The organism is Methylobacterium sp. J-068, assembly GCF_022829445.1.
In the GTDB taxonomy this organism is placed as follows: domain Bacteria; phylum Pseudomonadota; class Alphaproteobacteria; order Rhizobiales; family Beijerinckiaceae; genus Methylobacterium.
The window spans coordinates 76,118-100,164 of sequence record NZ_JAKSXY010000049.1 but is presented as its reverse complement, the minus strand read 5'-3'; the positions used below and the strand labels follow the sequence as shown (position 1 = coordinate 100,164).

Below are 24,047 nucleotides of genomic sequence, written 5' to 3'. Positions count from 1 at the left end.
GGCGGCCGGTTTGGCTCAAGCGGTTCGATGTGGCGAAGGTATGGCTCGGCGCGTGTCGGCCTCCGCAAACCCGCTCCGGAAGGATCGCGGGCACCGGGGTGTAGCAAGCGGGACGCGGTTTTCGGGCACCCACCGCCGCGCGGCGACCACTCGGACGCGCCCCGGCGCGAGCGGGATGCACATGGATCAGACGACGATTCGGACGACGCGATCAGGTCGCGGAGATCAGACGCGCGCCGTGAAGATCAGACGCGCGGCGTGGAGATCAGGCGCGTGACGTGCCCCATCTTGCGTCCGGACCGGGCTTCGCCCTTGCCGTAGAGGTGAAGCTGCGCCCCCGGCCGGGCCAGGATCGCGGCCCAGTCCTCCACGTCGCCGCCGATGAGATTGTGCATCTCGACGGCCATGCCGCCGACCCGCGCCGGATCGCCGAGCGGCCAGCCGCAGACGGCCCGGACGTGCTGGGCGAATTGCGAGACCGTCGCGCCCTCGATGGTCCAGTGACCCGAATTGTGGACGCGCGGCGCGATCTCGTTGACGACGACGCGGGCCGGTCCGTCGGCCTGGGGCACCAGGAACATCTCCACCGCGAGCACGCCGACATAGTCGAGGGCTTCGGCGATGCGCCGGGCGATGCCGATGGCGGCGGCCTCGGTCTGGGGGGCGATGCCGGGCGCGGGAACGCGCGTGACGGCGAGGATGTGGTCGCGGTGCTCGTTGGCGCACGGGTCGTAGGCCGCGAAGGCGCCGTCGGTCCCGCGCGCGGCCACCACCGAGACTTCCGCCTCGAAGGGCACGAACCCCTCCAGGATGCAGGGCACGCCCCCGAACTCGGCCAGGATCGCGGCGATGTCCCCGTCGGCCTCGGCCCGGATCATGCGCTGGCCCTTGCCGTCATAGCCGAAGCGGCGGGTCTTGAGCACCGCCGGCCGGCCGATCTCCGCGAGGGCGCGGGTCAGGTCCTCGGCCGTATCGACGGCGCGGAACGGCGCGGTCTCGATGCCGAGAGCATTGATGAAGCGCTTCTCGGCGAGCCGGTCCTGCGTGGTCGCGAGCGCGGTGGCGTTCGGATGCAGCGGCGCCTTCGCGGCCAGGGCCTCGGCGGCTTCGGCCGGGATGTTCTCGAACTCGTAGGTCACGACGTCCACGTCGGCGGCGAAGCGCGCCAGGGCGGCGACGTCGTCATAGGCCGCGACGGTCCGCTCCGCCGAGACGTCGAAGGCCGGGCTGTCCGCGTCGGGGGCGAAGATGTGGACCTTCAGCCCGTAATTCGCCGCCGCGAGGGCGATCATGCGGCCGAGCTGGCCGCCGCCCACGATGCCGAGGGTCGCGCCGGGCCGGATGTCGGGAATGGAGGTCAAGACAGATCGCTTCCTAGGGAAGATCGCTTCGCGGGGTTTCGGCGACGCTCGCGGTCTGCGCGGCACGCCAGGATTCGAGGCGTGCGGCGAGGTCCGCGTCGGTGAGGGCCAGGATGGCGGCGGCGAGCAGGGCCGCGTTGACCGCGCCGGCCCGCCCGATGGCCAGGGTGCCGACCGGAATGCCGGCGGGCATCTGCACGATGGAGAGGAGGCTGTCCTGCCCCGAGAGCGCCTTCGACTCGACGGGCACGCCGAGGACGGGAAGGGAGGTCATGGCCGCCGTCATGCCGGGCAGGTGGGCGGCACCGCCGGCGCCCGCGATCACCACCCGGAACCCCTCCGCCTTGGCGCCCTTGGCGAAGGCGACGAGCCGGTCGGGCGTGCGATGGGCCGAGACGATGCGGTCGTCATGGGCGACGCCGAGCGCATCCAGCGTCTCGGCGGCATGCCGCATGGTCGCCCAGTCGGACTGGCTGCCCATGATGATCGCGACCGGGGAGGCTCCCGCCATCGTCGTCACATCCCTTCGCGATCACGTCGAACAAGCCGGGCGCCGCGCCGAGCCTGCCGAAACGCCGAATACAAAAGCGGCGGCGCCCCCGCAAGGCGCGAGCCCGCGCGGCACGATACCGAGCCCGAACCCCGTCGCCGTCAGGCGATGATATCGGGGGTGATCTGATCCTCGATGTACGAGATCCGGTCGCGCAGCGAGAGCTTGCGCTTCTTCAGGCGCTGGATCTGCAACTGGTCGGCGACGACCCCGAGTTCCAGCGCATCGATCGCCTCGTCGAGGTCGCGATGTTCCAGCTTCAGCCGCGCGAGTTCGTCGGCCGGCTCCACCGATGCATCGTTATCGAACTGGACCGCCATCGCACCTGATGTCCCGGGACGCCTTACGCGTGCCGACCATGCGACAGGCCGACGGCCTCGGCAAGAACCCGGCATCGCTCCTGCACAAACATCCGCCCGCACAAAATCCGTCAAGCATGGCCGTCGATAGGCTTCGACAGCCGGCTGATCATGTGCCAGTCTACCCCCGTCGAAACGAGACAGGAGATATGGCTCATGTCACTGCAGACGCACCTGACCCAGCTCACCCGCAAGCACGAAGCCCTCGAGCGGGAAATCCACGACGCGACCCTCAGTCCATCGGCGAACGATCTGCGCATCGCAGAACTCAAGAGACGCAAGCTGCATCTCAAGGACGAGATCAACCGCCTGCGAACCGACACCGACGCGCTGCATTAGCGGCCGTTCCGATCCCAATCTAGGTCTCTGAGTGTTCGCCGCCGCCGCTGGTCTCCAGGGCGGCGGTTTTCGTTTTCGGGCCGGGACGCTCCGACCCGGAATGCAGGATCGGGGAATCCCCGGCGGCGCGAAACCCGCGTAGAGTACCGGAAAGCCGGCGCGCACGACCGGCTCTCAGGACAACGCCATGGATTCCACGAGCCACGCTCCGAACCCGCCGCCCGGGCGATACGCGCGGACCCACGCGGCCTCGCTCGATGATCCGGAGGCGTTCTGGCTCGACGCGGCACGGGCGATCGCCTGGACGACGCCTCCGACGCGCGCCTTCGATGCCGGGGCCGGCGCCTATGGCCGCTGGTTTCCCGATGCGACCCTGAATGCCTGCCACAACGCGGTGGATCGCCACGTCGCGGCCGGACGGGGGGATCAGGCCGCGATCCTCTACGATTCGCCCGTCACCGGCACCAAGAGCCGGATCACCTACGCGGAACTGCGCGACGCGGTAGCGGTGCTGGCGGCGGTCCTCGGCGATCTCGGCGTCGCCCGGGGCGACCGGGTCGTCCTCTACATGCCGATGGTCCCCGAGGCCCTCTTCGGGATGCTCGCCTGTGCCCGGCTCGGGGCGGTCCATTCCGTGGTGTTCGGCGGGTTCGCCGCCAACGAACTCGCGGTCCGCATCGAGGACGCCGCGCCGAAGGTCGTGCTCGCGGCTTCCTGCGGCATCGAGCCGAGTCGGGTGGTCGCCTACAAGCCGCTGCTCGACGCCGCCATCGCGGCCTCGGCGCACAAGCCCGCCGCCTGCCTCGTCCTCCAGCGCCCCCAGGCGCCGGCGGACCTCGTGGCGGGGCGCGACCACGACTGGGCCGAGACCGTGGCCCGCGCCGCGGCCGAGGGCCGGAGCGCGCCGTGCGCGAGCGTCTCGGCGACCGATCCGCTCTACATCCTCTACACCTCCGGAACGACGGGCAAACCCAAGGGCGTGGTGCGGGACACGGGCGGCTATTGCGTCGCCCTCGCGTGGTCGATGCCCAACCTCTACGACGTCCGGCCCGGCGAGACCTATTTCTGCGCTTCCGACATCGGCTGGGTGGTGGGGCATTCCTACATCGTCTACGCGCCGCTCCTGCACGGCTGCACCACGGTGCTCTACGAGGGCAAGCCGGTGGGCACGCCGGATGCCGGGGCGCTCTGGCGGGTGGTCTCGGAATACGGCGCCGCCTGCCTGTTCACGGCGCCGACCGCGCTCCGGGCGATCAAGAAGGAGGACCCCCGCGCCGAGCGGGTCCGCGACCACGACCTCTCCGCCTTCCGCAGCCTGTTCCTGGCCGGCGAGCGGGCCGACCCGGATTCGGTGGCCTGGGCCGAGCGGGCCCTCGCGCGTCCGGTCATCGACCATTGGTGGCAGACCGAGACGGGCTGGGCCATCGCGGGCAATCCGGTCGGGCTCGGACAGCTGCCGGTCAAGCACGGCAGCGCCTGCGTGCCCATGCCGGGCTACGATCTCGCGGTCCTCGACGAGGCGGGCAAGCCGGTGCCCGCCGGCACGATGGGCACCATCGCGCTGAGGCTGCCCCTGCCGCCGGGCTGCCTGCCGACCCTCTGGGGCTCGGAGGAACGCTTCCGGGCGAGCTACCTCACCACCTTCCCGGGCTGGTACGACACCTCGGATGCCGGCGTCGTGGACGCGGACGGCTACGTCACCGTGCTGGGGCGCACCGACGACATCATCAACGTCGCCGGTCACCGGCTCTCCACCGGCGGCATGGAGGCCGTTCTGGCGAGCCACCCGGATGTCGCCGAATGCGCGGTCATCGGCATTCGCGATGCCCTGAAGGGCGAGCAGCCCTGCGGCTTCGTGGTCCTGAAATCCGGGGTCGAGCGCCCGGCGGAAGGCATCGAGCGCGAGCTGGTGGCCCTGGTCCGGGACCAGATCGGCCCCGTCGCGGCCTTCAAGCTGGCGCTCACCGTCCAGAGGCTGCCGAAGACCCGCTCGGGCAAGATCCTGCGCGGGACCATGAAGCGGATCGCCGACGGCGAGCCCTGGACGACCCCGCCGACCATCGACGATGCCGGCGCCCTCGACGAGATCGGCGCCAGCCTGAGGGGGAGGGGGATCGGGCCGGGGTCGCGGGACCCCCGGGGCGGCTAGCCAAGCGAAGGCCGGCGCGCCACCTATGGGGCGTTGCCGCCAAGCCGGAGCCCCGCATGACCGCCCGTCTGTTCGAGCCCTTGCGCCTCGACGACCTCACCCTCGAGAACCGCATCATCGTCGCGCCGATGTGCCAGTACTCGGCCCATGCGGGCCAGGCCGGCGACTGGCACCTGATGCATCTCGGGCAGATGGCGATGTCGGGGGCCGGCCTCCTCACCCTGGAGGCCACCGCGATCTCGCCGGAGGGTCGGATCTCCCCCACCGACCTCGGCCTCTATTCCGACGAGACCCAGCGGGCGCTGGGCCGGGTCCTCGACGCGGTGCGGGGCTACGCGCCGGTTCCCGTCGCGATCCAGATCAACCATGCGGGCCGGAAGGCCTCGAGCCGCGCGCCCTGGGAGGGCGGGGCCCAGATCGACCCGGAGGCGCCGGACGGCTGGCGCACCGAGGCGCCCTCGGCGCTCGCGCACGGGGAGGGGGAGGCGGCCCCGCACGCCCTCGACGCGGAGGGGCTGAAGCGCATCCGCGACGGCTTCGTCGCCACGGCGCGGCGGGCGATGCATCTCGGCATCGACGGCATCGAGCTGCACGGGGCGCACGGCTACCTGCTGCACCAGTTCCTGTCGCCGCTCTCCAACCGGCGCACGGACCAGTATGGCGGCTCGCTCGCCAACCGGATGAGGTTTCCGCTGGAATGCTTCGAGGCGGTGCGCGACGCCGTGCCGGCGGGCAAGCCCGTGTGGATGCGCGTCTCGGCCACCGACTGGGTCGAGGCGGGCTGGACCCTGGAGGAGACGGTGGAACTCGCCCATGCCCTGAAGCGCCGGGGCGCGGCGGCCATCCACGTCTCCACCGGCGGGCTCTCGACGCGCCAGCAGATCCCGCTCTCGGCGGGCTATCAGGTGCCCTTCGCCGAGCGGATCAGGGCCGAGACCGGCCTGACCACGATCGCGGTCGGGTTGATCACGGAAGCCGCCCACGCGGAGTCGATCCTCCAGAAGGGCGAGGCCGACGCGATCTCGCTGGCCCGCGCGCTGCTCTACGATCCGCGCTGGCCCTGGCACGCGGCGGCCGAACTCGGCGCCCGGGTGCGCGCGCCCCGGCAATACTGGCGCTCGCAGCCGCGCCAGTTCAAGGACCTCTTCACCGACACCAAGCACGGGCAACGTTGAGCATGGACGACGACGACGTCACGACCTTCACGGTGGAGCGGGTGCGCCTCGACATCGAGAACGGCATCACCCTGATCTCGGGAGCCGACGACGAGGAGGAGCCGGCCGGCTACTTCATCATCCAGATCGAGAAGGGCGACCCGGACGGGCCGCTGATCGAGGTGTTCGGCGAGGACCTGACGCAGTCGGACGGCGTCACCGGGCTGGAACTCGGGCTGCGCCATCTCCGCTTCGACTTCGATCCCGCGAGCACGATCGGCGCCGAGATGCCCGCCGTACGGGTCGAATCGCAGACCGAGATCCCGGAAGGTGTCCGCGCGCGCCTCTCGGTCGCCTTCGGCAAGCGGGCGAAACGCGCCTGAACAGACAGCCGAGTCTCACACGCGAAGAGGACGTCGATGGACATCAAGGCCGGCGATTACGTCGCCTCCGACGACAACGAGGCGACCATGACGGTGGTGGCGGTGGAGGGCGACCGCGCCCTCTGCCGCTGGTTCGTCGATGGGGACGTCGACGGCGACGAGCAGGAAGCGTGGATCGACCTGAAGGCGCTCACGGTTCTGTAGAGAGACGGAAAAACGGGAGGGGTCCATGTCCGAGCTCGAGGCCAAGCGGCGCGAGATCGCCGAACTGATCGCCCTGGAACTCGGCTTCGGCGACCTCGACGGTCTGAGCGCGGCGGACCGGGCCGCCGTCGACCGGCAGACGGCCGAGACCATCGAGGGCTGCGCCCCGGGCGAGGCGGGATCGGACGGCACCGAGCCCGCGGCGGATTGCTCCGAGGCGAATATCCGCCTGCGCGGCCTGCTGCGGCAGTTCCGCGCCCTTCAGGTCCTGAGGAGCGACGAAGCCGATGCACGCCTCGCCGAGGAAGGCGAGGTCTTCGGCCGCGAGGACGATGCCTGAGCGGGACCGTCTTCCGCTCGATCGAGCGGAAGACGATCTCAGCGCGCCACGGCCCCGACCATCGGGCCCAGCGGACGGCTGAGGTCCTGGCGATTCATCGAGGGCGCGTAGAGGCTCGACACGCTGCCATCGAGAAACAGGGCGTTGCGGCAGCCGAGCGTGTCCTTGAACAGGCGGGCGAAGGCCCCGAAACTCACGGGCCGTTCGGAGATCGCGAACACGGCCGTGCGGCCATCGTCGCGCACGCCGACGCCGTTGCGGATCTTCTGGCTCGGACCGTCTGCGGAGATCTTCGGGTGGATGTGACCGTCCACCACCAGCATCGGCCCCGATTGCGTGGCGAAGTCCGGCTTCGGGAGGCTGCGCAGGTAGCGGCCCGTCTCCATCACACCGGCCCGGTCGCCCTTCACCCAGAAGATGCCGTTCGGCTTGAGATGGAAGTTGCCGGGGCCGTTTGCGGTGGAGACCCCTTTCAGCTCACGCCCGTCCTCGACATAGAGGCCGACCGGAGCCTGGCCCTTGTCGTACATGCCCGCATTCATGGCAAAGCGCAGCTTGGGCCCCTGTTTCTCGGCCAGCGTCGACAGTGAGGAATAGGGCAGGCCGTCGGCACCGAGCCAGAACACCCGCACCCGCTCGCGGCGCAGATCGACGGTGCAGACCGTGTAGGCTTCGCCCTCCGCCTGAACGGCGCGGCAAGGGGCGGGGACAGGAGCGGAAGCCGGCGCGGCGCCGGCGTCGCCGACGAGTGCCAGTCCAATCCAGGCCGCGCCGAGAAGCGCCCGGAGCGGAGACAAGCGGACGCGAAACCGGGTCGACGCGACGTTCTGCACCATCATCACCCACGTCCATCACCCACGTCAGCCGGGCCCGAGGCTCACCGAGGGACCGCGTCGGCCGGCCACGCTCCCTCGCCCGAAACCCGCCGCAATTTCAAGGCCGGCATCGGGAGCGCCGGCACCTCAACGGTCATCACGAATGCGGGAGAGGCAAAACGTCCATGAACCGTTTTCGGCACCACCGCGTTTTAGCGCTGAAGGGGACGTTTCGGCTTCTCTCGGAGACGATGTGATGAAACGAGTTGTTCTGGCCTCGGCAGCGATGCTCGGCGCGCTCGCGATGATCCCGGCCACGGCCGAGGCGCGCGGCGGGTTCGGTGGTGGCGGGTTCCACGGCGGTGGCTTCCACGGTGGCGGCGGTGGGTTCCGTGGCGGCTTCGGCGGCTATCGGGGTGGCTTCGGTGGCGGCTTCCGCAACGCGGGCTTCGGTGGCTACCGGGGTGGGTTCGGCGGCTATCGTGGCGGCTACTATGGTCGCGGATACGGGCGTGGCTACGGCTACGGTCTCGGCGGCTTGGGCCTCGGCGTCGGCCTCGGTCTGGCGGCGGGCGGTCTCTACGGAGGCTATGGTCCGGGCTACGGATACGGCTATGGCGGCGGCTACGCGCCCGTCGGCTACGGGGCCTATGATTACGGCTACGGCGGCGGCTGCTACACGGTTCCGCGCGTCCGATGGACGCCCTACGGCTACCGCCGCGTGCTGGTCGAGCGTTGCTACTGATCGGCGCTTAGTACTCCGATCCTGATCGAGGGGCCGCCTGGCGCGGCCCCTTTTTCGTTGAATCCGGCCCACGTCCAAGGTTTCTGCGCCGTTTCTCGTCCTGCCGCATCGGCATCGCGTCGATGGTCTCGAACAGAGCGTCGGCGGTCAGCGGCACCGCCTCGGTGCGCTTGGTGCCCCCATCCTTGCCGATCAGGACGACGCGGAAGGCATCTGCCGGCAGCTTCAGCCTGGCCCGCAGATCCCTCGCGGCCGCGCCGTCGCCCACGGCTTCCAGGGTGACGAGGTCCCGCTCCTTCAGACCGTCGCGCACCTTCTCGAAGGCGGCCCGCTGCGCGGCGAGCTTCGGGTCGTTCCGTTCCGGCGCCGAAATCACCAGGACCCGCGAACGCCACTGGTGGCGTGCCGGCGGATTCTCCGCGGCCTGCGCCGCACCGACACCGAGCAGCGTCGCGCCCATCACCCACCCACGACCCGTCATCCTTGAGTCTCCCCGCGCTTCGCGATGCGAACGCATCCATCCCGGACAACGCACACCCCCCACGCGGGGAGCCCGCGCGGAATTGTCATCGGGCGGGCTCGTCCCATCTGTCTGGGACCGTCCGACTGGCCGCGCATCCCTGATCGTGCCCGCACAAGTGCCCAACCCCGGAGCCCCCATGACCACCGCGAATCGCCGTATCGTCCTGGCCGCCCGTCCGCACGGTGAACCGAACCCTTCGCATTTCCGCCTGGAGGAGACGCGGATGCCGGTGGCGCGGGAGGGAGAAGTGCTCCTCGCCAACCGCTATCTTTCCCTCGACCCCTACATGCGCGGGCGCATGAGCGCCGCGAAATCCTACGCCGAGCCCGTCGCCATCGGCGAGACCATGGTGGGTGCCACCGTGGCGGAGGTCGTCGCCTCGCACCATCCCGACTACCGGGTCGGCGAGACCGTGGTGGGCTTCGGCGGCTGGCAGGATTTCGCGATCTCGGACGGGCGCGGCCTGCGCCGGCTCGATCCGGCGGCGGCCCCCGTCACCACCGCGCTGGGCGTCCTAGGCATGCCCGGCATGACGGCCTATACGGGCCTCCTCAACATCGGCCGGCCGAAGGCCGGCGAGACCGTCGTGGTGGCCGCCGCCGCCGGTCCGGTCGGCTCCCTCGTCGGGCAGATCGCCAAGCGCAAGGGTGCCCGGGCGGTCGGCATCGCGGGCGGGCCCGAGAAATGCGCCTACCTCGTCGACACGCTCGGCTTCGACGCCGCCATCGACCATCGCGCCGAGGATTTTCCCGACACGCTGGCGGCGGCCTGCCCGAGCGGCATCGACGTCTATTTCGAGAATGTCGGCGGCGCGGTGTTCGATGCGGTGCTGCCGCTCCTGAACAACTTCGCCCGCGTGCCCGTCTGCGGCCTCGTCTCCGGATACAGCGCCACCGAATTGCCGCCCGGCCCCGACCGCGTGCCGGTCCTGATGCGGGCGGTCCTGTCGAAGCGCCTGCACCTCCAGGGCTTCATCGTCTGGGACTTCGCCGCGCAGGAACCGGAATTCCTGAGCGAGGTCGGCGGCTGGCTGCGCGACGGGCTGATCGTCCACCGGGAGGACATCGTCGACGGCCTGGAGAACGCGCCGGAAGCCTTCGCCGGCCTTCTGAAGGGCCGGAACTTCGGCAAGCTCATCGTCCGCATCGGGTGAACGAAGCCGGCAAGTCCCTCAACCGGCGAGTCCCTCAACTGGCACTTCGCTCACGGAAGGGTGTCTTGCCCTTGAGATGGAACAAATATAGAACATTCAGGTGCGCCGAGTCCCTGGGAGTCTCGGGGACAGTCGCTCGACCGCGATTGCCGCCGACGCTTCGGAAGCTCATGAAGGCGGGATCGCGGGTGTCCGGATGAAGGGTCCGGGAGCCTTGCGGCGCACAGTGAGATCGATCGGCAGGAGAGAGCGGCATGGCCGGCAGCGTGAACAAGGTGATCCTGGTGGGCAATCTCGGGCGCGACCCCGAGACGCGGCGCCTCGCCTCGGGCGATCCGGTGGTGAACCTGCGCATCGCCACATCGGAGTCCTGGAAGGACAAGATGTCGGGCGAGCGCAAGGAGAAGACCGAGTGGCACTCGGTCGTGATCTACAACGAGAACCTCGCCCGCGTGGCCGAGCAGTACCTGCGCAAGGGCTCGAAGGTCTACATCGAGGGCCAGCTCCAGACCCGCAAATGGGCGGACCAGTCCGGCGTCGAGAAGTACACCACCGAAGTCGTGCTCCAGCGCTTCCGGGGTGAACTCACCCTCCTCGACGGCCGCAGCGGCGGCGGCGAGATGGGCATGGACGAGGAGAGCGGCGGCCAGATCAGCCGGGGCGGCGATTTCGGCGGCGGTGGCGGCGGCGGCGGTGGACGCGGCGGCGACCGGGGTGGGGAGTACGGCGGCGGCGGTGGTGGCCGCCCCTCCGGCGGCGGCGACCGGCGCCCCTCCGGCGGCGGCGGCGGTGGCGGCTCGAAGCCGAACTACGACCTCGACGACGACATTCCGTTCTAGGGAGCGTCGCATCCTCGACGGCGATCACGGGCGCGGCTCCATCGGGGCCGCGCCCGTTCGTTTTCGAGCGCCCTGGGGGCCGGACCGCCGGACGGGCGCCGGGGCGCCCGGCGGAATCCTGCGGGCAAGTCGTTGGTTGCCAGAGGGTTAAGGGCGCTTTTCTGGCCCGGGCCGATCCGATGTGCTATGGGTTCGGGCAGGTTCCAGCGCGGTTCGGTGCCCCTGCCGGAGACGCGCGCAACAACCCCGTGAGCGGGCGCGGCTGACAGCCGCCGCCGGTGCTCCGGGCCTCGTACCAGCAGAGACCGAAGACCTTGGCAGAGAACGACATTCCGGGTGCCGGCACGCCGCCGCCCGCCTCCGACATCAAGCCCGTCTCCATCACCGACGAGATGAAGCGCTCCTATCTCGATTACGCTATGAGCGTGATCGTGAGCCGGGCGCTGCCGGACGCGCGCGACGGCCTCAAGCCGGTGCACCGGCGCATCCTCTACTCGGCCTACGAGAGCGGGCACCTGCCCGAGCGCAAATACGTCAAGTCGGCCCGCATCGTCGGCGACGTGATCGGTCTCTACCATCCGCACGGCGACCAATCGATCTACGACGCCTTGGTCCGCATGGCGCAGGACTTCTCGATGCGCCTGATGCTCATCGACGGGCAGGGCAATTTCGGCTCCGTCGACGGCGATCCGCCGGCGGCCATGCGCTACACCGAATCGCGCCTGGCCAAGCCCGCCAACGCGCTCTTGGCCGACATCGACAAGAACACCGTCGACTTCCAGCCGAACTACGACGAGTCGCGCGAGGAGCCGACCGTCCTGCCGGCGCGCTTTCCCAACCTCCTCGTCAACGGCGCCGGCGGCATCGCGGTCGGCATGGCCACCAACATCCCGCCGCACAATCTCGGCGAGCTGATCGATGCCTGCATCGCGCTGATCGACGATCCCGGCCTCTCCATCGAGCAGCTCACCGAGTACGTGCCGGGGCCCGACTTCCCCACCGGCGGCTCGATCCTGGGCCGGGCCGGCACACGGCAGGCCTATGCCACGGGGCGCGGCTCCATCATCATGCGGGCGAAGTCCCACGTGGAGGAACTGCGCAAGGAGCGCGAGGCGCTGATCTTCACCGAGATCCCGTATCAGGTGAACAAGGCGACGCTCATGGAGAAGATCGCCGAGCTGGTGAAGGAGAAGCGCGTCGAAGGAATCTCGGACCTTCGTGATGAATCCGACCGCGACGGCATGCGCATCGTCATCGAGATCAAGCGCGACGCCATGGCGGACGTGGTGCTGAACCAGCTCTACCGCTTCACCCCGCTGCAATCCTCCTTCGGCTGCAACATGGTGGCGCTGAACGGCGGCCGCCCCGAGCTGATGAACCTGAAGGACCTGCTCCAGGCGTTCGTCGACTTCCGCGAGGAGGTCGTTTCCCGGCGCACCAAGTTTCTGCTCAACAAGGCCCGCGAACGCGCCCACGTCCTGTGCGGCCTCGCCATCGCGGTCGCCAACATCGACGAGGTCATCCGCCTGATCCGGACCTCGCCCGATCCCAACACCGCCCGCGACGCGCTGATGGCGCGCGACTGGCCGGCCCACGACATCGCGCCGCTGATCGCGCTGGTGGACGATCCGCGCCACCGCGTCGCCGAGGACGGCACCTATCGCCTCTCCGAGGTGCAGGCCCGGGCCATCCTCGACCTGCGCCTGCAGCGTCTCACGGCGCTCGGCCGCGACGAGATCGGCGACGAGCTGAAGAAGCTCGCCGACGAGATCGCCGATTACCTCGACATCCTGCGCTCGCGCCTGCGCATCATGGGCATCGTCAAGGACGAGTTCGCGGAGGTGCGCGAGGCCTACGCCACCCCGCGCCGCACCGTGATCCTCGATTGGGATTCGAACGTCGAGGACGAGGACCTGATCCAGCGCGAGGACATGGTCGTCACCGTGTCCCACGCGGGCTACGTCAAGCGCGTTCCGCTCTCGACCTACCGGGCCCAGCGCCGGGGCGGCAAGGGCCGCTCGGGGATGGCGACCCGCGACGAGGATTTCGTCACCCGCCTGTTCGTGGCCAACACCCACACGCCGGTGCTGTTCTTCTCGAACCAGGGTCAGGTCTACAAGGAGAAGGTCTGGCGCCTGCCGATGGCGGCGCCGAACGCGCGCGGCAAGGCGCTCGTCAACATCCTCTCGATGGATGCCGGCACCGAGCGCATCACCACCATCATGCCGCTGCCCGAGGACGAGGCCTCCTGGGAGACCCTCGACGTGATGTTCGCCACCGCCAGCGGCGGGGTGAGGCGCAACAAGCTCTCGGACTTCGTGCAGGTGAACCGCGCCGGCAAGATCGCGATGAAGCTCGACGCGGGCGACCACATCGTCCACGTCGAGATCTGCCGGGCGGACCAGAACGTGCTGCTCACCACGCAGGCCGGCCAGTGCATCCGCTTCCCCGTCGAGGACGTGCGCGTCTTCAAGGGCCGCGATTCCACCGGCGTGCGCGGCATCAGCCTCGCCAAGGACGACCGCGTCATCTCGATGACGATCCTGAATGCCTTCGACGCCTCGCCGGAGGAGCGCGCGGGCTATCTCAAGATGCGCCGGGCCGTCATCGGCGACGGCGTCGAGGGTGAGGAGACGGGCGCGGAGGCCGAGGACGGCACGGCCGAGGCCACCGCGATCTCGCTGGAGCGCTACAACGAGATGGGCGCCCACGAGCAGTTCGTGCTGACCCTGTCCGAGCGCGGCTTCGGCAAGCGCAGTTCGTCCTTCGAGTACCGGACGTCCGGCCGCGGCGGCAAGGGCATCACCGCCATGCGGGTGAACCCGCGCAACGGCAACCTCGTGGCCTCCTTCCCGGTCCAGCCGTCCGACCAGATCATGCTGGTCACCGATGGCGGCCAGCTCATCCGCGTGCCGGTTGACGATATCCGCATCGTCGGGCGCGCCTCGCAGGGCGTGACCGTCTTCAACACGGAGAAGACAGAACGGGTGGTTTCCGTCGAGCACATCGAAGGTGAAGACGAGAGCGAAGCCGCCGAAGACGCTTCATAGCCACGCAAAAATTCGAATTCCTCGCGAGCATCACGTTTTCGTGCTCGCGAGGATTACCGAAACAGCTCGCTCGTGCCGGATATTGACTGGAGGTTCGATAGAGCTTTGCTTTTCGGTGTGGCAGTAATATCATAGTGAAACATTCGGCAACGATGTATCCCAGCGGTCAAGCTCATCCAGACACCCGCAGGATTTTCATCGTGCTGAAGCGTTTCCTCCTCGCCGGCGCCGGCGCCGCTCTGTTCGCCGGCACCGCCTCGGCCGCCGATCTGCCGCGCCGGGCCGCGCCGCCGGTCTTCGTTCCGGTCCCGGTCTTCACCTGGACCGGCGCCTATCTCGGCGTGAATGCCGGCTACGCCTTCAGCGAGCGTGACACCGTCCGCACCACCGGCATCGGCGCGCTCCAGACCAACGTCGATCGCGGCTTCCGTCAGGCGGCCATCGGTCTTCAGCAGGAAGGCTTCACCGCCGGCGGCCAGGTCGGCTACAACTATCAGTTCACGCCGGGCAGCGGCATCGTCGTCGGTCTCGAGGCCGATGCGGCCTACACCGACCTGCAGCGGACCCGCACCGACATCCGCTTCAACCCGAACACGCTGACGAACACCTACCGGAGCGAGCTGTCGTTCCTCGGCACGGTGCGCGGCCGCATCGGCTACGCCTTCGACCGGTTCCTGGTGTACGGCACCGGCGGCTTCGCCTACGGCGACGTGAACCAGTCGGTGGCCTTCCAGACCAACACGCCCGTGGCCTATTTCGGCTCCCGCTCCAACATCGAGACGGGCTACGCCTATGGCGGCGGCATCGAATACGCCCTGCCCACCGACTCGTTCCTGAACTTCTTCAAGTCCAGCGCCGTGACGATCAAGGCCGAGTACCTGCGCTACGATCTCGGCTCGCGCGCCATCACGGTGGCCAACACGAACACGGCCGTCTTCCCCGGCGCCGGCTACATCGCCCGCGTCCGGACCGAGGGCAGCATCGCCCGCGCCGGCATCAACTACAAGTTCGGCACCTACTAGGATCGTTCGGAGCCGGGCCACCGGCTCCCATTCCGAGGCGGGCGGGCTCCCTGACGGGGGTCCGCCTTTTTCGTTACGGGGTCGGAGGTTCCGTTCTCGGGCGAAATGCTCTACCTCGGGCCGCGATGATCCGCACCGCCCTCTATGCCGGCTCGTTCGACCCGGTCACGAACGGACACCTCGACGTCATCCGTCAGGCGTGCCGGCTCGTGCACAACCTCGTCATCGCGATCGGCGTGCATCCCGGCAAGGCGCCGATGTTCACGCCGGAGGAGCGGACGGACCTGCTTCGGGCCACCTGCACCCCCCTCGCCGAGGCCGAGGGCACCGCACTGACCATCGTCCCCTTCGACGATCTCGCGGTGACGGCGGCGCGCCGGGTCGGCGCCACCGTGTTCATCCGGGGCCTGCGCGACGGGACCGACCTCGATTACGAGATGCAGCTCGCGGGCATGAACGGCGCGATGGCGCCCGAGGTCCAGACGGTGTTCCTGCCCGCCTCCACCGGGGTCCGGCCGATCACCGCGACGCTGGTCCGGCAGATCGCCGCGATGGGCGGCGACGTCTCGCCCTTCGTGCCGCCCCTCGTGGCCCAGCGCCTGGCCCAGCGCTTCGCACAACCCTGACTTCCCGTGTCATTCGATAGAGAGACCGCGTGCCTATGAACTTCGGACTCAACCGGCGGATCGCCCTTCTCAGCCTCGCCGCCCTGATCGGCACGGCCTCCCAGGCCGTCGCGGCGGACGACAACACGGTGTTCCTCGACACCAAGGACGGCCGCGTCACCATCGAGCTGCGGCCCGACCTCGCGCCCAAGCACGTGGCGCAGCTGAAGACCCTGATCAAGAAGGGCTTCTACAACGGCCTCAAGTTCCACCGCGTGATGGATGGCTTCATGGCCCAGACGGGCGACCCGAAGGGCAACGGCACCGGCGGCTCGGACCTTCCGAACATCCCGGCCGAGTTCTCGCAATCCCCGTTCCGGCGCGGCACGGTCGGCATGGCCCGGTCCTCCGATCCGAACTCGGCGAACTCGCAGTTCTTCATCTGCCTCGGCGACGCGCCGTTCCTCAACGGCCAGTACACCGTGGTCGGCCTCGTCTCCTCCGGCATGGAGGCCGTCGACGCGATCAAGAAGGCGGCGCCGGGCGCACCGGGCGGGGCCGTGCAGAACCCCGACAAGATCGTGAAGATGCAGATGGCCCTGGGGGCCAAGTAGGCGCGCGGCTAGGCGCGCGGCCAGGCGCGCGGCGCGGTATCCGGGAGGGGATCGTTTGATCGTCGGTGTCGGACGCATCGGAGCGTTGCTCGCGGCGATCGCCGCGACGATGCTCGGCGTCCCGGCATCGGCGCAGGGCGCTCCGTCGACCGGCCTCCTGACCCTGCCGGAAACCCTGCGCGGCACCGTGCAGGTGCCGCTTCGCCCGCAAGGGCCGCTCGGTTCGCAGGAGCCGCCCGGTTCTCAAGAACCGCCCGGTTCGCAAGAACCGCACGGGGGCATGGCCGAGACCAGGGCCGCCGACACCCTGAAGGAGCTTTATCCGATCCTGGCCGCCTGCTGGGAGGTTCCTCAGGGACTCGCCCGCTTCGAGCGGACCGAGATCACGGCGCGCTTCTCGCTTCGACGCGACGGGTCAGTCATCGGCACGCCGCGCGTGACGTTCTCGACGCAGGGCACGGATACCCGCGCCTACCGCATCCTCACCGATGCGACCCTGGCGGCGATCCGGCGCTGCACGCCGGCCCGGATCACCCCAGGCCTCGGCGCGGCCATCGCGGGGCGCCCCATCGCGCTCCGCTTCATCTACCAAGGACCCAAGGGACAAGGAGTCTAGACCCATGGCAGAGACCGAGACCATCATCCTGGAGACCACCAAGGGCCGCGTCGTGATCGGCTTGCGCCCCGACCTCGCCCCGAACCATGTCGAGCGCCTCAAGACGCTGGCCGCGCAGGGCTTCTACGACGGCGTGCCGTTCCACCGCGTCATCGACGGCTTCATGGCCCAGACCGGCGACCCGACCGGCACCGGCTCGGGCGGCTCCGACCTGCCCGACCTCAACGCCGAGTTCAACGCCGAGCCGCACGTGCGCGGCACCTGCTCGATGGCCCGCACCAACTTCCCGCACTCGGCCAACTCGCAGTTCTTCATCTGCTTCGGCGATGCCCGCTTCCTGGACAAGCAGTACACGGTCTGGGGCAAGGTCGTGGAGGGCATGGACGTGGTCGACACCCTGAACAAGGGCGAGCCGCCGCGCTCTCCCGACAAGATCGTCAAGGCGACCGTCGGCGCCGCCTGACCCCATGACGCGGGACGTGTCCGCCCGACGGAGCGGACACGTCCCCCATCGCGGTGCGGTGGCGGCCCTTGGCAACGCGGCTCCGGCCTGAGAAGGCCCTCGCCCATGCGCCCGTCCATCCCCTCGCCGCTGCCCGCCGCCAGCCTTCCGCTTCGCGATCTGTGCCTCGCCGTCGCGGTGGTGGCGGTCTGGGGCACCAATTTCGTGGTCATCCGGATCGGATTGGACCACCTGCCGCCCCTGCTGTTCGCCGCCCTGCGCTTCCTGCTGGCGGCCCTGCCCGGCGTGTTCCTGCTGCCGCGGCCCGCCGTGCCCTGGCGCAACCTCGCCGCCTACGGCCTGCTGATCGGGGCGGGGCAGTTCGGGCTCCTGTTCATCGCCATGCGCGGCCACATCTCCCCGGGCCTCGCCTCGCTGGTGATCCAGATCCAGGTCTTCTTCACCATCGGCCTCTCGATCCGCATGACGGGCGAGCGGGTGCCGGGCTACCAATGGGCGGCCCTGGCGCTCGCCGCCACGGGCATCGGGGTCATCGCGCTGCATGCGGACGCCACCACCACACCGTTCGGCCTCGGGCTGGTGATCCTCGCGGCGATGAGCTGGGCCGGGGGCAACATCGCGGCCAAGCGCAGCGGCGTCACCGCCATGCTGCCCTACGTGGTCTGGGCGAGCCTGTTCTCGGCGCCGCCGCTCTTCGCGCTCGCCTTCGTTCTCGAGGGCTGGGACGCGATCCGGGACGGAATCCTGCGCGCCGATGCGGCGACCTGGGGGGCGGTGATTTGGCAATCCGTCGGCAACACGATGTTCGGATACGCGGTCTGGGGCTGGCTGCTGTCCCGCCATCCCGCCGCGCTGATCACCCCGATGGCGCTCCTCGTTCCGGTCTTCGGCATGGGGGCGTCCGCGCTGTGGCTCGGCGAGGCGCTGCCGGGCTGGAAGATCGGCGCGGCCGGGCTCGTGCTCAGCGGGTTGGCCCTCGGCATCCTCTACCCGCGCTGGCGGGCACGCGGTCGCTGACGCGCGGTCGGCGGGCCGGGCGTCAGTCCGGCTCGAACCGGGCGAGCGTCGCCTCGGCGGCTGCCAGGTCCTCGGGCGTGTTGATGTTGGCGAAGGGGTCCAGGGGCAGCGTCGGCCAGGACACCGAGACCGCCTCGTGACGCCTCAGGAAGGCGCCGACCCGGCGCTCCCCGCGCTCCACGAGAGCACGGCGCAGGTCCGCCCGCAGGGAGACGCGCCAGAGGGCGACCGTGAAATGCTCGCGCTCGCCCGATGCCGCCATGACGATGGCGCGCCCGGGGCCGGCCTGCCGCGCGAGACGATCGACGAGATCGAGCGGGAGAAAGGGGGCGTCCCCGCTCACGCTGACCACGTGCGCGATCGCGGGATGGCGGGCCGCCGCATGGTCGAGCCCGGCCAGGATGCCGGCGAGCGGGCCCGGATTGTCCGGAACGTCGTCGGGCACGATCGAGCCCGGAAAATCCGGGAAGCGGTCCGGGTCGCCGTTGGCGTTGAGGACGATTCCGGCCGCGCATTGCGGCGCCAGGCGCGACACCACCCGGTCGAGCAGGCTGCGTCCCGCCAAGAGGCGCAGCGGCTTGTCGCCCCCACCCATGCGCCGTGCGAGGCCTCCGGCCAGGACCAGACCCAGCACCGGCGGCATCGCGGGGTTACTCGATGACGATGCGCGGCGCGGCGCGGGGCGCGGGGCCGCCGGTCAGGTTGGCCCAGAGCTTGGCGGCGATGCCGCGATAGATCTGCGCGTGCGGTCCGTCGGGATCGACCGCCACCACCGGACGCCCGGCATCCGAGGTCTCGCGAATGGTCATGTTGAGCGGCACTTCGCCGAGGAACGGCACGTCCAGGCGCTCGGCCTCCGCCCGCGCGCCGCCATGCCCGAAGATGTGCGAGGCCGTGCCGCAATGCGGGCAGATGAAGGTCGCCATGTTCTCGATCACGCCGAGGATCGGCACCGCGACCTTGCGGAACATCGTGACGCCCCGGCGCGCGTCGATGAGCGCGAGATCCTGGGGCGTCGAGACGATGACCGCCCCGGAGAGGGGCGTCGCCTGCGCCATGGTGAGTTGCGCGTCGCCGGTGCCGGGCGGCATGTCGACCACGAGAATATCGAGTTCGCCCCAGGCGACTTCCCGAAGCATCTGGGTGATCGCCGACTGCACCATCGGCCCGCGCCAGATCATCGCGGTCTCGGCCTCGATCAGGAAGCCGATGGACATCACCTTGATGCCGAAGCCCTCCATCGGGGCGAGCAGGCGCTCCTCGATGACCTTCGGCTTGCCCGACAGCCCGAACAGCTTCGGCACCGAGGGGCCGTAGATGTCGGCGTCGAGCAACCCGACCTTCAGGCCCTGCGCGGCCAGCGCGAGGGCGAGGTTGCAGGCGGTCGTGGACTTGCCGACGCCGCCCTTGCCGGAGGCCACCGCCACGATGTGGCGGACGCCCGGCAGGGCAGGGCCGGTGCGCGGGGCCGCCGCCGCCGGGCGTCCGGGGGCAGGGGCCTGCGGCGGCGCGGCCTGCGCCGGCTGGTTCGGCCCACGTTCCGAGGTCAGGCTCGCGAACACGCCCGAGACGCCGGGCGTCGCCAGGATCGCGCCCTCGGCCCGGCGTCGGATCGGCTCGAAGCGCTCGGCCTCGCTCGGATCGATGAGGATCGAGAACATGACCCGGTTCGTCGGGTCGACCACGACCTGGGACAGGCGCCCGGAGGCCGGCAGGGTCGTCCCTCCGGCATCGACCGTCACGGTCGAGAGCACCTTCAGCACATCGTCACGGGTGATCGCCAAAGGCCGGCTCCTTGCCGCGCTCTTCCGGCGGTCAAGCCTCGGCGCGGGGACAATTTCAGGGATCGCGACCGGACCGGCCATCGCCGTTCCGTCCGCGCGAGGTCCCATGCGACAGCACAGGCGGCGCCCGAGCGCAAGCGCTGACCCCGCATCCGGGGCGAGACAGCCCGTCGCGCCGGCGCCGCCCGGGCGCCCTCGCTACCGAATGGGATTCAGGATTTGCTAGGCATGTGGGAAGGCGGCATCGACCGGCTTGGGTCCAGTTCCCGCCTCGCGACGTTCGTGCTGGCAACAGGGGGCGGCTTCCCACGGGAGCCCAGATCGATTCAGGACGACTTCGCCTTGCGCCATTGGTTTCGTCGCATGTCTCCGGACGCCGCGTGGATGAGGCGCGCGCGCTCGGGCGCCGAGGTCTCCGATGGCGACCTCACGGTGAGCCCCTGCCTCCTGCGCTTCTCTCGCCCCGTCTCGGCCCGTTACGAGGTCGACAACGGCCGCGAGCGGGCGCTCCACCTGCGCCGCACGATCCTGATCGGCCTCTGCTTCCACAACGCCTACAACCTGACCACGGCGCTCCTGATGCCCGCGATGCTGCCGTTGGCGGTCTGCCTGCGGCTGCTCCTGGTGACGCCGCTCGGCCTCCTCCTGGCCTGGGCCGTGACCCGGATGCCCGGGCCGATGCGCGAGCGCGCCGTCACCGCCGGGATGCTCCTCGTGACGGGCGTGCCGATCCTGCTGTTCGCCCTGGACCGGGATGCGATGAGCGCGGTCTGCTACGTCGAGTATCCGCTCATGATGGTGTTCGCCACCATGATGCTGGTTCTGCGCTTCCCGCACGCCCTGGTCCTCACGGTCGTGAGCGGCCTCGCCTCCTTGGCCGTGATCGGGCTGCGCGCGGATCTCGCGTCCGAACTCGCCCTGTGCCTCGCCTTCCAGACCGTGGCGGGAAGCTTCTTCGTCCTCTATGGGAACCACCAGATCGAGGGCGTGCGCCGTCGCGCCTACCTCGTCAGCCTGCGGGAGATCCTGCGATCGGCCGGCCTCGAGCGGGACCGGCGGGTGCTCACCATCCTGTCGCAGACCGATGCCCTGACGGGCCTCGCGAACCGCCGGGCGCTGGACGCCGGATTGGAAGCCGCAGCCGGCCAGACGCGCGGGACCGCCCTGCTGATGATCGACGTCGATCACTTCAAGCGCTTCAACGACACGTATGGGCACCCGGCGGGCGACGACGGCCTGCGCCGCATCGCCGAGGCCCTGGCGGGCGCGACGCGGAGCCGGGGCGAGGTGGTGGCGCGCTACGGTGGCGAGGAATTCGCCATCCTCCTCAAGGGCGGCGACGCGCGGACCGTGGAGCGCGTGGTGCGGCGCCTGCGCGCGGCGATCGCCGGCCTCGCGATCCCGCATCGCGACCGCGGCGACGGCATCGGGTTCGTCACGGTGAGCATCGGGGTGGCCCTGAAGGCGTCGGGCCGGACCTCCACGCCGGCGGAACTCCTGGCGGAGGCCGATGGCGCCCTCTACGAGGCCAAACGGCGCGGCCGGAACCGCCACGTCGTCCGGGAGATCGGCGAGGCCGGGCTCCCGGTCAGGGAACGGCGGCTCGGCCGACTGGCCATCCTGCAGCGCGTGCCCGCGCGGACCGCGGCGTAGGCGGGCAGGCGGACGCGACGCGGCCCGAAACCAATGCCGCCCTGGCTCGTTGAGCACACGAACCGGCGCAGGATCACCGCGCCGGACACGCCTTTCGACGAGTTGGAGACTGCGATCCCATGCACCAGGGCAACCACCGCGACCACGAGGGCGCCAAGAAGCTCTTCGCCCTCATCAAGGACGTCAAGGTCGCGATGATGACCACCGCCGACCAGGACGGGAAGCTCTACAGCCGTCCGATGTGGTGCCAGGAGGCGGACGAGAACGGCGACCTGTGGTTCTTCACCAAGCTGCACTCCCCGAAGACCGCCGAGATCAGCAAGGACAACCAGATCAACCTCGCCTATTCGGACCCGTCCAGCCAGACCTACGTGTCGATCGCCGGCAAGGCCGAGATCGTCACCGAGCAGGCGACCATCGACGACAAGTGGAGCGAGAGCCTGAAGACCTGGTTCCCGAACGGCAAGGAGGATCCCGAGGTGGCGCTCCTCCGCGTGCATCCCGAGAAGGGCGAGTACTGGGACAGCCCGAACGCCACGATGCTGCACCTCTACGGCTACGTGAAGGCCGCCGTGACCGGGGAATCGCCCAAGACCGAGACCAGGAAGGTCGACCTCGCCTGATCCGGGCCGGAGATCGACCGAGGCCCGAGCGATGGGGCGGCGTGCCGAGGGGCGCGCCGCCTTTTTTCGTCGGCGCCTTCGAAACCCCACGCCCGGGACGCCTTTCACGGCAGCGATGCGCCGCGCGCGATTGACTCGCCTCCGGCCGCCATGCGCCTCTTTCGGCCTCGCGGGCGCCGGAGGCCCGCACGGGGGGCCGCGATCCGAACATGCTCGATCTCGCCACGCGGGTGTACAATCACAGCTTCAAGATCGATCCGATCGTCCGCTCGCTGCTGGACACGGATTTCTACAAGCTCCTGATGGCGCAGACCATCTTCCGCCGCCATCGCGATGCCCGCGTCACCTTCGGCATCCAGAACCGCTCGAGGCAGGTGCGCCTCGCCGACTTCGTCGACGCGGGCGAATTGCGCGAACAACTCGATCATGCGCGCTCGGTCCGCCTGAGCCGGGGCGAATCGACCTGGCTGCGCGGCAACACCTTCTACGGCCAGCGCCAGATGTTCTCGGCCGATTTCATGGACTGGCTGGAGGCGTTCCGGCTGCCCGAATACGAACTGGAGGCCCGCGACGGGCAGTACGTGCTGACCTTCCACGGCCCCTGGCTCGAGACCACCATGTGGGAGGTGCCGGCCCTGGCGATCCTCAACGAGTTGCGCACGCGCGGCGTCGTGCGCCATCTCGGCAAGCTCGACCTGCAGGTGCTCTACGCCCGGGCCATGACGCGGGTCTGGGAGAAGATCGTACGGTTGCAGCGCCTGCCCGGCCTCTCCATCGCGGATTTCGGCACGCGGCGGCGCCACGGCTTCCTCTGGCAGGACTGGTGCGTGGAGGCGATGCACGAGGCGCTCGGCGAGCGCTTCCTCGGCACCTCGAACTGCCTCATCGCGCTTCGCCGCGAGGTCGAGGCGGTGGGCACCAACGCCCATGAACTGCCGATGGTCTACGCGGCCCTGGCCGAAGACGATGGCGGGCTCGCCGAGGCGCCCTACGCGGTGCTCGCCGACTGGCAGCAGGATTACGCCGGCAACCTCCTCGTCATGCTGCCCGACACCTACGGCACCACCGGCTTCCTGGCGAACGCCCCCGGCTGGATGAATGCCTGGACCGGCATCCGCATCGATTCGAAGGAGCCGATCGCCGGGGGCGAGGAGGCCATCGCCTGGTGGCGCGCGCGCGGCTCCGACCCGCGCGACAAGCTCGCGATCTTCTCCGATGGACTCGACATCGACACGATCGAGGCGATCCACGCGCATTTCCACGGCCGCATGCGGATCGGCTACGGCTGGGGCACCCTGCTCACCAACGACTTCCGGGGCCTCGTGCCGGACGGGCGGCTCGACCCGATCTCCATCGTCTGCAAGGTGATCGCCGCCAACGGACGACCGACCGTGAAGATCTCGGACAACCCCTCGAAGGCGATCGGCCCCGAGGCGGAAATCGCCCGTTACACGCGCGTGTTCGGCGTCCAGGATCAAACGGCCATGCCGGTCGTGGTCTGAGCACGTCTCCGGCCCGACCCGGTCCGTCCGAACGATGCCCCGTACCGGCCGGGCATCGTATCCGGGGTCGCGATGGGGAGCGGTGCCCGTAACCATCCGGACATCGAACGCGGCGTCGCGCGCGCCATGCATTCGATGCAGGCCCGAGGCAACGCATTCACGGTTCCGTGACGGCGCGGACGCC

General features: G+C 69.8%; 26 protein-coding genes. 19 read left to right on the top strand and 7 right to left on the bottom strand.

Annotated elements, in window-relative coordinates; genetic code table 11:
• Positions 1-245: 245 nt before the first annotated feature.
• From MKK54_RS05545 to MKK54_RS05535, 3 genes are all read right to left on the bottom strand, one after another.
• A complete protein-coding gene (locus MKK54_RS05545; protein ID WP_279597189.1) occupies positions 246-1,361 on the bottom strand; it encodes a 5-(carboxyamino)imidazole ribonucleotide synthase in 1,116 nt (371 codons plus the stop codon).
• 13 nt (positions 1,362-1,374) lie between these two features.
• Positions 1,375-1,872 carry a 5-(carboxyamino)imidazole ribonucleotide mutase gene (gene purE, locus MKK54_RS05540; protein WP_244009735.1) on the bottom strand — a complete coding sequence of 166 codons (498 nt, stop codon included), beginning with the start codon at positions 1,870-1,872 and terminating at the stop codon, positions 1,375-1,377.
• 140 nt (positions 1,873-2,012) lie between these two features.
• Positions 2,013-2,231, bottom strand: coding sequence for a YdcH family protein (locus MKK54_RS05535; protein WP_244009734.1), 219 nt, complete (start codon positions 2,229-2,231; stop codon positions 2,013-2,015).
• Between the two features lie 195 nt (positions 2,232-2,426).
• On the opposite strand from MKK54_RS05535, the gene MKK54_RS05530 reads away from it, so the two are divergent.
• The 6 genes from MKK54_RS05530 (at position 2,427) to MKK54_RS05505 (ending at position 6,839) form a co-directional block, all read left to right on the top strand.
• On the top strand, positions 2,427-2,609 hold the full coding sequence (locus tag MKK54_RS05530) for a YdcH family protein (RefSeq protein WP_244009732.1): 183 nt from the start codon (positions 2,427-2,429) through the stop codon (positions 2,607-2,609).
• A gap of 187 nt (positions 2,610-2,796) precedes the next feature.
• Positions 2,797-4,758 carry a propionyl-CoA synthetase gene (locus MKK54_RS05525; protein WP_244009730.1) on the top strand — a complete coding sequence of 654 codons (1,962 nt, stop codon included), beginning with the start codon at positions 2,797-2,799 and terminating at the stop codon, positions 4,756-4,758.
• Positions 4,759-4,814: 56 nt separating this feature from the next.
• Positions 4,815-5,933 (top strand): NADH:flavin oxidoreductase/NADH oxidase, encoded by a 1,119-nt coding sequence (locus MKK54_RS05520; RefSeq protein WP_244009728.1) that lies wholly within the window; start codon positions 4,815-4,817, stop codon positions 5,931-5,933.
• A gap of 2 nt (positions 5,934-5,935) precedes the next feature.
• On the top strand, positions 5,936-6,295 hold the full coding sequence (locus MKK54_RS05515) for a hypothetical protein (RefSeq protein WP_244009726.1): 360 nt from the start codon (positions 5,936-5,938) through the stop codon (positions 6,293-6,295).
• 36 nt (positions 6,296-6,331) lie between these two features.
• Positions 6,332-6,499, top strand: coding sequence for a hypothetical protein (locus tag MKK54_RS05510; RefSeq protein WP_244009724.1), 168 nt, complete (start codon positions 6,332-6,334; stop codon positions 6,497-6,499).
• A gap of 25 nt (positions 6,500-6,524) precedes the next feature.
• On the top strand, positions 6,525-6,839 hold the full coding sequence (locus MKK54_RS05505) for a hypothetical protein (RefSeq protein WP_244009722.1): 315 nt from the start codon (positions 6,525-6,527) through the stop codon (positions 6,837-6,839).
• A gap of 38 nt (positions 6,840-6,877) precedes the next feature.
• Here MKK54_RS05505 and MKK54_RS05500 read toward each other — a convergent pair whose 3' ends face one another.
• The gene (locus MKK54_RS05500; RefSeq protein WP_244009720.1) at positions 6,878-7,678 is read right to left on the bottom strand and encodes a phosphodiester glycosidase family protein; all 801 of its coding nucleotides are present in this window, start codon (positions 7,676-7,678) and stop codon (positions 6,878-6,880) included.
• A 232-nt stretch (positions 7,679-7,910) separates the two neighbouring features.
• Between MKK54_RS05500 and MKK54_RS05495 the strand changes: the two genes are divergently transcribed.
• Positions 7,911-8,399 (top strand): hypothetical protein, encoded by a 489-nt coding sequence (locus MKK54_RS05495; protein ID WP_244009719.1) that lies wholly within the window; start codon positions 7,911-7,913, stop codon positions 8,397-8,399.
• Between the two features lie 7 nt (positions 8,400-8,406).
• On the opposite strand, the gene MKK54_RS05490 is transcribed toward MKK54_RS05495, so the two are convergent.
• On the bottom strand, positions 8,407-8,859 hold the full coding sequence (locus MKK54_RS05490; protein WP_244009718.1) for a DUF4174 domain-containing protein: 453 nt from the start codon (positions 8,857-8,859) through the stop codon (positions 8,407-8,409).
• A 199-nt stretch (positions 8,860-9,058) separates the two neighbouring features.
• On the opposite strand from MKK54_RS05490, the gene MKK54_RS05485 reads away from it, so the two are divergent.
• The 9 genes from MKK54_RS05485 to MKK54_RS05445 all read left to right on the top strand — a co-directional run bounded on the left by MKK54_RS05485 (position 9,059) and on the right by MKK54_RS05445 (position 18,301).
• Positions 9,059-10,075, top strand: coding sequence for an NADP-dependent oxidoreductase (locus MKK54_RS05485; RefSeq protein ID WP_244009717.1), 1,017 nt, complete (start codon positions 9,059-9,061; stop codon positions 10,073-10,075).
• 254 nt (positions 10,076-10,329) lie between these two features.
• A complete protein-coding gene (gene ssb / locus MKK54_RS05480; protein WP_244009716.1) occupies positions 10,330-10,914 on the top strand; it encodes a single-stranded DNA-binding protein in 585 nt (194 codons plus the stop codon).
• Between the two features lie 314 nt (positions 10,915-11,228).
• A complete protein-coding gene (gene gyrA / locus MKK54_RS05475; RefSeq protein ID WP_244009715.1) occupies positions 11,229-13,964 on the top strand; it encodes a DNA gyrase subunit A in 2,736 nt (911 codons plus the stop codon).
• Between the two features lie 200 nt (positions 13,965-14,164).
• Entirely contained in the window at positions 14,165-14,986 is an 822-nt protein-coding gene (locus MKK54_RS05470; protein WP_244009714.1) for an outer membrane protein, read from the top strand.
• Positions 14,987-15,111: 125 nt separating this feature from the next.
• Positions 15,112-15,612, top strand: coding sequence for a pantetheine-phosphate adenylyltransferase (coaD, locus tag MKK54_RS05465; protein WP_244009713.1), 501 nt, complete (start codon positions 15,112-15,114; stop codon positions 15,610-15,612).
• Positions 15,613-15,647: 35 nt separating this feature from the next.
• Complete coding sequence (locus MKK54_RS05460; RefSeq protein ID WP_244009712.1) at positions 15,648-16,205, top strand: peptidylprolyl isomerase; 558 nt, start codon at positions 15,648-15,650, stop codon at positions 16,203-16,205.
• A 109-nt stretch (positions 16,206-16,314) separates the two neighbouring features.
• Positions 16,315-16,821 (top strand): hypothetical protein, encoded by a 507-nt coding sequence (locus MKK54_RS05455; protein WP_244009809.1) that lies wholly within the window; start codon positions 16,315-16,317, stop codon positions 16,819-16,821.
• 4 nt (positions 16,822-16,825) lie between these two features.
• Complete coding sequence (locus tag MKK54_RS05450; RefSeq protein ID WP_055950543.1) at positions 16,826-17,284, top strand: peptidylprolyl isomerase; 459 nt, start codon at positions 16,826-16,828, stop codon at positions 17,282-17,284.
• 105 nt (positions 17,285-17,389) lie between these two features.
• A complete protein-coding gene (locus MKK54_RS05445) occupies positions 17,390-18,301 on the top strand; it encodes an EamA family transporter (RefSeq protein WP_244009711.1) in 912 nt (303 codons plus the stop codon).
• 22 nt (positions 18,302-18,323) lie between these two features.
• Here MKK54_RS05445 and mobA read toward each other — a convergent pair whose 3' ends face one another.
• Entirely contained in the window at positions 18,324-18,944 is a 621-nt protein-coding gene (mobA, locus tag MKK54_RS05440; protein ID WP_244009710.1) for a molybdenum cofactor guanylyltransferase MobA, read from the bottom strand.
• 7 nt (positions 18,945-18,951) lie between these two features.
• Entirely contained in the window at positions 18,952-20,085 is a 1,134-nt protein-coding gene (locus MKK54_RS05435; RefSeq protein WP_244009708.1) for an Mrp/NBP35 family ATP-binding protein, read from the bottom strand.
• 384 nt (positions 20,086-20,469) lie between these two features.
• On the opposite strand from MKK54_RS05435, the gene MKK54_RS05430 reads away from it, so the two are divergent.
• From MKK54_RS05430 to pncB, 3 genes are all read left to right on the top strand, one after another.
• Positions 20,470-21,738, top strand: coding sequence for a sensor domain-containing diguanylate cyclase (locus tag MKK54_RS05430; protein ID WP_244009706.1), 1,269 nt, complete (start codon positions 20,470-20,472; stop codon positions 21,736-21,738).
• A gap of 119 nt (positions 21,739-21,857) precedes the next feature.
• Complete coding sequence (locus MKK54_RS05425; protein WP_244009704.1) at positions 21,858-22,361, top strand: pyridoxamine 5'-phosphate oxidase family protein; 504 nt, start codon at positions 21,858-21,860, stop codon at positions 22,359-22,361.
• A 209-nt stretch (positions 22,362-22,570) separates the two neighbouring features.
• Positions 22,571-23,863, top strand: a complete 1,293-nt coding sequence (gene pncB, locus MKK54_RS05420) for a nicotinate phosphoribosyltransferase (RefSeq protein ID WP_244009702.1) — start codon at positions 22,571-22,573, stop codon at positions 23,861-23,863.
• The last annotated feature ends 184 nt before the right edge of the window (positions 23,864-24,047 follow it).

Excerpts from the sequence above, each read along its gene's own strand:
- MKK54_RS05530 (WP_244009732.1), top strand. The coding sequence starts at position 2,427 with ATGTCACTGCAGACGCACCTGACCCAGCTCACCCGCAAGCACGAAGCC.
- MKK54_RS05500 (WP_244009720.1), bottom strand. The coding sequence starts at position 7,678 with ATGATGGTGCAGAACGTCGCGTCGACCCGGTTTCGCGTCCGCTTGTCT.
- MKK54_RS05520 (WP_244009728.1), top strand. The coding sequence starts at position 4,815 with ATGACCGCCCGTCTGTTCGAGCCCTTGCGCCTCGACGACCTCACCCTC.
- mobA (WP_244009710.1), bottom strand. The coding sequence starts at position 18,944 with ATGCCGCCGGTGCTGGGTCTGGTCCTGGCCGGAGGCCTCGCACGGCGC.
- MKK54_RS05510 (WP_244009724.1), top strand. The coding sequence starts at position 6,332 with ATGGACATCAAGGCCGGCGATTACGTCGCCTCCGACGACAACGAGGCG.
- MKK54_RS05495 (WP_244009719.1), top strand. The coding sequence starts at position 7,911 with ATGAAACGAGTTGTTCTGGCCTCGGCAGCGATGCTCGGCGCGCTCGCG.
- MKK54_RS05525 (WP_244009730.1), top strand. The coding sequence starts at position 2,797 with ATGGATTCCACGAGCCACGCTCCGAACCCGCCGCCCGGGCGATACGCG.
- purE (WP_244009735.1), bottom strand. The coding sequence starts at position 1,872 with ATGGCGGGAGCCTCCCCGGTCGCGATCATCATGGGCAGCCAGTCCGAC.
- MKK54_RS05490 (WP_244009718.1), bottom strand. The coding sequence starts at position 8,859 with ATGGGCGCGACGCTGCTCGGTGTCGGTGCGGCGCAGGCCGCGGAGAAT.
- MKK54_RS05445 (WP_244009711.1), top strand. The coding sequence starts at position 17,390 with ATGCGCCCGTCCATCCCCTCGCCGCTGCCCGCCGCCAGCCTTCCGCTT.
- MKK54_RS05430 (WP_244009706.1), top strand. The coding sequence starts at position 20,470 with ATGAGGCGCGCGCGCTCGGGCGCCGAGGTCTCCGATGGCGACCTCACG.
- ssb (WP_244009716.1), top strand. The coding sequence starts at position 10,330 with ATGGCCGGCAGCGTGAACAAGGTGATCCTGGTGGGCAATCTCGGGCGC.
- pncB (WP_244009702.1), top strand. The coding sequence starts at position 22,571 with ATGCTCGATCTCGCCACGCGGGTGTACAATCACAGCTTCAAGATCGAT.
- coaD (WP_244009713.1), top strand. The coding sequence starts at position 15,112 with ATGATCCGCACCGCCCTCTATGCCGGCTCGTTCGACCCGGTCACGAAC.
- MKK54_RS05505 (WP_244009722.1), top strand. The coding sequence starts at position 6,525 with ATGTCCGAGCTCGAGGCCAAGCGGCGCGAGATCGCCGAACTGATCGCC.
- MKK54_RS05535 (WP_244009734.1), bottom strand. The coding sequence starts at position 2,231 with ATGGCGGTCCAGTTCGATAACGATGCATCGGTGGAGCCGGCCGACGAA.
- MKK54_RS05460 (WP_244009712.1), top strand. The coding sequence starts at position 15,648 with ATGAACTTCGGACTCAACCGGCGGATCGCCCTTCTCAGCCTCGCCGCC.
- MKK54_RS05485 (WP_244009717.1), top strand. The coding sequence starts at position 9,059 with ATGACCACCGCGAATCGCCGTATCGTCCTGGCCGCCCGTCCGCACGGT.
- MKK54_RS05455 (WP_244009809.1), top strand. The coding sequence starts at position 16,315 with ATGCTCGGCGTCCCGGCATCGGCGCAGGGCGCTCCGTCGACCGGCCTC.
- MKK54_RS05450 (WP_055950543.1), top strand. The coding sequence starts at position 16,826 with ATGGCAGAGACCGAGACCATCATCCTGGAGACCACCAAGGGCCGCGTC.
- MKK54_RS05515 (WP_244009726.1), top strand. The coding sequence starts at position 5,936 with ATGGACGACGACGACGTCACGACCTTCACGGTGGAGCGGGTGCGCCTC.
- MKK54_RS05425 (WP_244009704.1), top strand. The coding sequence starts at position 21,858 with ATGCACCAGGGCAACCACCGCGACCACGAGGGCGCCAAGAAGCTCTTC.